This is a genomic window from Pseudomonas sp. FH1 (assembly GCF_000510895.2).
In the GTDB taxonomy this organism is placed as follows: domain Bacteria; phylum Pseudomonadota; class Gammaproteobacteria; order Pseudomonadales; family Pseudomonadaceae; genus Aquipseudomonas; species Aquipseudomonas azotoformans_A.
In genome coordinates, this window is sequence record NZ_AOHM01000131.1 from 1 (window position 1) to 6,016 (window position 6,016).

Consider the following 6,016-nt stretch of genomic DNA (forward strand, 5'->3'; position numbering starts at 1 on the left):
GGCGGCTATTTCACCAAATCTGAAAGTCTTTTTCAGAGTTTCCTTAGGCTGTTAGAGGGTGATCTTAGCATCTCTCGGCGATTGGTAGAGGGTGGGTACTATGACCTGAAACGGCCGCTTTCTGCCGATGATGAAAGTTTTAATCAATTATGTAAGATTGCTTGGAAATACCAATGGACCAAAGAACGATCCGAAATAAGCGACAGAATTATTGACGCTCTTTATGATGTTAGCCAAGGCATAACAGGAATTATGCTCAGCGTATTTGCTAGCGCTCAACTCGCTGCAATCGAAGACGGCTCTGAGAAAATTAATGAAAATACTATAATTGAAACGTACAACTTGCGAATGACCCCGCTTCATCCTGCAGTAAACATCCTGAAGTCCAACAGCCCACGTTTGATAGATAAATTTGACGAGGCACTTTCGAACGCGCTCTCGCCCAATACAGGACTACCTGAAAGCCAGCTACTAACCCAACAGAACACACTAAATCCTATACGAGAGCGCCAACCCTCCAGCCGAGTAGAGAAAGCAAATAGCAAAAGTGAACCGCTTTCAAAGGAAGAGATTAAACAAATGGTGCTGAATGAGAACCCTGACGATCTAAGTAAGATCTTGGAGCGCCCATGAAAGTCCCGGGTTTTCCTATACCAGTGGCGGGCGAATTATACTCTTCAGTTGTGGCACGTTATTTACACCGCACTGCTGGTTATACTAAGCGCAATCTTGGCTTAATCGGACTTGATAGAGCTAGCGCCGCAGCCATAGTGCCCATCGCGGTTGTGGAACTTGCAGGCAGAATGGCTGATGGACACCCTTGGTGTAACAATCCAAGAAGGATTGTTGAGAGCCACACTATAGTTCCACTTTTCCTGCACTCATCAGGCCCAGAGTTTTACGAAAGTAAAATGGAAGAAATAAGTCATGGACTAAATGGAAATCCTTCAGCGACTTTAGGACTAACCAAACGAAAAAAAACAACTGGCCAAAATGGCCGGCACAATTCTAAATTCTGTCCTAGCTGCGTCACTGAAGACATCGAGAACCTGGGATTTCCTGTCCTGTATCGACAACATCAGCCAGCGTTCGTAAAGTATTGCGCACGCCACAGCTGTCCGCTGCATTTCAGCTGTGTAAATTGCAACAGTCGGACTAGGGCAATCATGTGGCGAATGGCCGGACAATGCGATTGCGAAACGCCTATTCATCCTATGGTCGTTGAAGCAACAGATGAAACCTCAAAAAACACTCTATTATGGGTGGCGCTGCAGGTTGATCATCTGCTGAACAGCAGTTCTCTGCATACAGACATAACATCCAAATTACGACAGCTGTTAAAACTGCATGACTTTATAATGCCATCAGGAAAAATTAGAAATAGCGTCCTAATACACGCTTTGGAGAAAGAAATTGGGTCCAGCCTATTATACGAGTTTGGCTTTATTGTCGAATGCTCTCGCAGGGGCTCGGTCCGGCATGATCTTGCTCGTGTTTTTCGTACCAATCATAATGGAACCAATATTATATATAACTTATTTGTTGCAAAGCTGTTTTTCGACGACATACGCGACATCAGCAAAATATGCGACTTACCAAAAGTTATAGCTCTTAACCCATCGAAATCTCTCAGCAAAAAACACTACCCCGACAAGGCGGCAGTTCAAAACGCACTGAGCCAAGCTAAAGGCGCGGTAGTTACGGCGGCAAAAAGCTTAAACATAAATGAAGGCATTTTCCGTACCGCTGCGCGCTATCATCAAATAGCCATACCACTAACTGAAAAGCAGTGTGACCGTATTGGTTGGCACGTGCTAAAAGAGATCAGAGAAGCAATCAAGAATGGTACGGGGCTCAGAGAAGCTTGCAGAGTTTTTGACTTAGGTAAATATACCATATCATTAATTTTTGGCGACCAGCCTCATCTTCTTCTCTGCGGAAAATCGAGCAAGGAAATCTCAAAAACTCAGCACGCCAAGGAAAAGCTTTTGGCACTCGTAGAATCACAACCCGACATCACCCGCACTGAATTGCGCCAGACCCTTTCGTCGTACATGGATACTGTATTGATTAACGACTCATTATGGACAAGCGAGAACATCCCAAAACCTATTAGAAAATATCATGGCCCTACCAATAGAACAGCCTGGGGTGAACGTTTTCAGCAAATTCGACTCGCCATTGAAGCCGAAAAGAAAAAAGAATTTAACAAATCTGAACGACCAGCCCGTCTCACCGCAACACGCTTAAGACAAGACTGCGGAGTAACTCAACCACAATCATTTCCAGAGCCCTACAAATCGGAGATATCACGTATTTTTGCAACAGCAGCTGAGCCTAAGGAAAGCTTTCAGGATCGTTTGATTAAATGGGCGGTAGCAGAATACGCAAAACTACTAGTTCCCGTTTCATCAAACAAACTTCGCCGAATAGCAGGGTTACCCATCCAAGAATTACTGGGCTGTCGCGACTTAGTCATCAAATATGTAAAGATTCATAACTTGAGTTATCACTCAAAGTGCTCGCTATCACCATTTTTCAATCCTAGCCCATTCTAAAACAATGCGATCTGAATCCAGACCGCGAGCAGGTGTAGTGATCATTGCGTGGTGCCGTCGCGACCGCCGAGTACCTCTTCCTACCACATCACAGCGCCATTAGATCGCTGGCTTTGCAAGGCCGCCAGTACAAGGTGATTTACAACAGCTCGAGCTTGGCAGGCCAACTAGCTGCAGTCGAAAGTGGTCTGGCTGTCGCCGTACTGACTCGATGCAGTGTGCCAGATCATCTTGAGATCCTCGGCGCTGAGCATGGCCTAGGCCCACTTGAACCGATGGAGGTTGCCGTCTACCGCAGTCACGCCTCGCTCGGGTCAAAGCCGGTCGACAGCTTGTACAGCCTGCTATTCAAGACGCTAAGGATTTCGGCCACCTAATCTCCAGGAGCCCAAGATGGAGAACATACGTGTTGTGAGGCGCAGGTGCTTAAGACGAGCTTGGACAATGAGGCCAAAGATAGTGGACAGTGCGTCTGTGTTTGTTTCTCTGAGAACTGACCCAGAGCAAAGCTTCACTGCAACGATGCCCATCATATCTTTATCGCAACGCCCCGTCGTGACTCTATTCAAGCCGGGGGAAGGGCCTTCAGTGCACTGCACACAGCTTTGATCACGCAGGTGGCAATCACCGCAAGAGCCCAATCTAGTTGCTCCAACTCAAGCATTGATGGTGCGATTCTAAGCTGTGAATCGGCGAAATCGATTCCGTAGGGAAAACACGATCCTGGACTCGCGAAGATAACGCCTGCCTTTGCCGCCAGCTCGACGACCTTAGTGGCGGTGCCGGGCAGCACCTCCAGGCTGACAAAATAACCACCATTAGGCCTGGTCCAGCGAGCAAACCCATGCCGACCCAGCTTCCATCTGAACACAGCCTCCACGCGATCAAACCTGGGTTTGAGTAGCAGACGATGTTGCTCCATCAACGCCTTCATAGTTGCCAAATCTTTTAGAAACCGCACTTGGCGTAGCTGATTTAATTTGTCAGGTCCAACACTTCGCAACGATGCTGAATTCAACCACCACTGAGCCTACTCTGCCAATAAGTTAAATTTCTAATAGTCGAGCTCACGTGTGCTGTGGAACACCTTACACATATGTAATATTCGCGGCAGCTTTCTGAAAGGCATCACTGGTTATCCTCTAGTCAGAAGTAAGTGAACACTAGGAGAAAATCATGAAATCACTAAAAGTTTTTTTTGCCGTTACCATCTTGACCATGTCTTCTTTGGCCATGGCTGAAGGAGGTGGTGACCGCGTTTATGGTCGAATGATGCAAGAGAACCAGAAGGCGATGGAGCAGTACGCCTTAGAAAACGGAAAGACGACACCTGAAGTTGTTCATTATGAATATGGAATGAACCTCGATGTCCAAAAGGTAATCAGTACCACTCAAGCCAATAAAACCTGTGGCGTAGCTCCTTCGCGCATGACCTATGAAGATTCGGCGGGCAAGCTCAACACCCTGGAATACAAGGTTATGGGTACTAACTGCCCTCACGGAAGCTAGTTAGCGTTGGCCCTAGCTGCGCCAGTTTGTTCGGTATGTTTTGAGCCTGCTTACTGTTCGCTGACATAGAAGTAATTTTCAGGTCACGCTGGAGTTATCTATTGTATGAAATTATGTCTGCCGGCACGTAGGAGAAATCCTCACGTGCTGGTGGCTTTTTATAATTATAAAAAATATTTCATAAAGAAACTCTGCCAAGCTAAAGCCTGGAGTGTTAAATGAACAATAAAAGCATTTATGGTCTTTCTCTAATTGCCCTTGGCATGAGCATGGGGCAAGTTGCAGTAGCTGTGGAGCAAAAGCCTGAAGGGTTCATTGAGGGGAGCACCTTTAGTATTCTCAATCGGAATCTCTATCTCAATCGTGATTATCGAAAGGGCCAGTCAAGCCCCACGGGCAATGGTTACTCAGCCGAATGGGCTCATGGCATCATTGGCCGATTCGAATCAGGCTTTACTCAAGGTACCGTAGGCTTCGGCATTGATGCGTTTGCAATGGAAGGCCTCAAGCTCGATTCAGGTGATGGTCGCTCGGGAGCCCGAAGCTCAGTCGATGTCTTGCCGCACAATAGCAAAGGCCAACCTGAAGACTCCTACTCAAAAGTAGGCGGGGCCGCAAAAGTGCGTTTCCTGGATACAGTCGTCAAGGTAGGCGACGTATTTCCATCGACGCCTGTCGTTGCCTATGGGGATTCCCGACTTCTCCCGGAGAGTTTCCGTGGTGCAACGTTCACTAATACCAGCATCAAAGGCCTGACCCTTCAGGGGGGCCGGCTGCATGCGATGAGCCAACCCAATTCCAGTAGCATGCGTGACGGCTTTTCAACTTTTTACGCCGGTGCAGTAGATGCTCCATGGATCGCTTATCTAGGGGGCGATTACACGGTCAATGAGCACGTAGGTGTGAGTCTTTACACCAGCCAATTCAAGGATGTGTGGAACCAATACTACGCGGGCACCACATTGAGCTATCCACTCTCAGAAAGCGTATCGCTAATCGGCGGCTTTAATTAATACCGAGCGGTGGATGAGGGTAAAAAACTTCTGGGAAGCTTCGATAACAACATCTGGAGCGGCAAGACCGGGGTCAAATTCGGAGCGCACGTCGTGACCGTTGGGTACCAGCGCAATAATGGTAACGACGACTTTGACTACCTTCGCCAATCCGACTCAATTTTCTTGGATAACTCTATTCAGTACAGCGATTTCAACTCACCGAAAGAGCAATCCTTGCAGCTGCGCTACGATCTAGATATGCAGGCCTTCGGCATCCCCGGTCTCAGCTTCATGACCCGCTACGCTAAGGGTTGGGATGCGGACTATTCCAACGCGAACAGCGTGTACATGCGTCGTGGAGCGGATGGCGCCCCATTGCAGAATCAAAAGCGTTGGGAACGAGACATCGAGGCTAAGTACGTCATCCAGTCAGGTTCTCTGAAGGACATGTCTTTACGTGTTCGCCAGGCAACGACACGAGCCACGGATTTCGAATCTGATTTGGACGAGGTCCGACTGATTGTCGAGTATCCACTGCAAATGCTTTAACGGACGCTGGCCGTAGGCATCAAGCGTCCGATTGCCAGATACACCCCGTCTCTTTTTTCTCCTTTGGTTTTGGAGACGGCTTAGGCGCCCTAGTGGCGCCTTTTTTTATGGATATTGACATAACTATCGGTATATCCCCGGCCGTCATTCCAGTGCTGATGCTGCCCCTCATGAGCTCTCGCACAATCTATTGCGTACACAGGTTCTGCACGAGCAGGTGTATTTCCGTCCTGGGTTGTATGGCTAGGTGGAACGTGTGATTATACCTCAACTATAGGTAGGGGGGGTATGGTATGGGGCATATGAGATCGAGCAAAGACAATCTTCTTAAGCGCGTAAAGCGGATCGCTGGGCAAATCCAGGCGATTGAGCGAGCACTCGACTCTGATGATGACTGCTCGAAAA

Annotated in this window: 5 protein-coding genes and 2 pseudogenes; 6 read left to right on the top strand and 1 reads right to left on the bottom strand. The window is 48.0% G+C overall.

Going from position 1 to position 6,016, the window contains the following annotated elements:
• The 3 genes and pseudogenes from H096_RS34150 to H096_RS34670 all read left to right on the top strand — a co-directional run.
• The coding region (locus H096_RS34150; RefSeq protein WP_033902855.1) for a hypothetical protein at positions 1-633 on the top strand (633 nt) is incomplete at its 5' end.
• Positions 630-2,558, top strand: a complete 1,929-nt coding sequence (locus tag H096_RS33735; RefSeq protein ID WP_082461968.1) for a TnsD family Tn7-like transposition protein — start codon at positions 630-632, stop codon at positions 2,556-2,558. The genes H096_RS34150 and H096_RS33735, both read left to right, overlap by 4 nt.
• A gap of 92 nt (positions 2,559-2,650) precedes the next feature.
• A pseudogene (locus H096_RS34670) lies at positions 2,651-2,935 on the top strand (LysR family transcriptional regulator); the annotation flags it as partial.
• A 188-nt stretch (positions 2,936-3,123) separates the two neighbouring features.
• Here the strand turns inward: H096_RS34670 and H096_RS29895 are convergent.
• Complete coding sequence (locus tag H096_RS29895; RefSeq protein WP_082461972.1) at positions 3,124-3,576, bottom strand: hypothetical protein; 453 nt, start codon at positions 3,574-3,576, stop codon at positions 3,124-3,126.
• Between the two features lie 158 nt (positions 3,577-3,734).
• On the opposite strand from H096_RS29895, the gene H096_RS29900 reads away from it, so the two are divergent.
• The 3 genes and pseudogenes from H096_RS29900 to H096_RS33740 form a co-directional block, all read left to right on the top strand.
• The gene (locus tag H096_RS29900) at positions 3,735-4,067 is read left to right on the top strand and encodes a DUF2790 domain-containing protein (RefSeq protein WP_033902856.1); all 333 of its coding nucleotides are present in this window, start codon (positions 3,735-3,737) and stop codon (positions 4,065-4,067) included.
• 218 nt (positions 4,068-4,285) lie between these two features.
• Positions 4,286-5,611 (top strand): annotated as a pseudogene (locus H096_RS29905) (OprD family porin).
• Between the two features lie 293 nt (positions 5,612-5,904).
• Positions 5,905-6,016, top strand: a 112-nt coding sequence (locus H096_RS33740) for a metal-sensing transcriptional repressor (RefSeq protein WP_156717537.1), incomplete at its 3' end; no start/stop codon positions are given.